The 736-nt window shown below is 56.2% G+C and carries 1 rRNA gene; it reads left to right on the top strand.

Annotated features, from left to right (window positions below):
- Positions 1–695 (top strand): 23S ribosomal RNA (locus tag QWY79_RS15760); the annotation flags it as partial.
- Between the last annotated feature and the right edge of the window lie 41 nt (positions 696–736).

Below are 736 nucleotides of genomic sequence, written 5' to 3'. Positions count from 1 at the left end.
TTATCCGGATCGAGGACCGTGTGTGGTGGGTAGTTTGACTGGGGCGGTCTCCTCCCAAAGTGTAACGGAGGAGCACGAAGGTACCCTCAGCACGGTCGGAAATCGTGCATTGAGTGCAAGAGCATAAGGGTGCTTAACTGCGAGACAGACACGTCGAGCAGATACGAAAGTAGGTTCTAGTGATCCGGTGGTTCTGAATGGAAGGGCCATCGCTCAACGGATAAAAGGTACTCCGGGGATAACAGGCTGATACCGCCCAAGAGTTCACATCGACGGCGGTGTTTGGCACCTCGATGTCGGCTCATCACATCCTGGGGCTGAAGTCGGTCCCAAGGGTATGGCTGTTCGCCATTTAAAGTGGTACGCGAGCTGGGTTTAGAACGTCGTGAGACAGTTCGGTCCCTATCTGCCGTGGGCGTTGGAGATTTGAGAAGTGCTGCTCCTAGTACGAGAGGACCGGAGTGGACGACCCTCTGGTGTACCGGTTGTCACGCCCGTGGCATTGCCGGGTAGCTAAGGTCGGACGGGATAACCGCTGAAAGCATCTAAGCGGGAAGCCCCCTTCAAGATGAGATCTCCCCGAGGCCTCGAGCCTCCTGAAGGGTCCAGCAAGACGAGCTGGTTGATAGGCCGGATGTGGAAGCGTTGCAAGGCGTTAAGCTGACCGGTACTAATGACCCGTGAGGCTTGACCATATAACACCCAAGGAGTCTGGATGACAGACGAGCCGGGTACG

The organism is Halomonas sabkhae, assembly GCF_030409265.1.
GTDB lineage: Bacteria > Pseudomonadota > Gammaproteobacteria > Pseudomonadales > Halomonadaceae > Halomonas > Halomonas halmophila.
The sequence above is the reverse complement of the archived record's forward strand: the minus strand, read 5'-3'. Positions and strand labels throughout refer to the sequence as shown.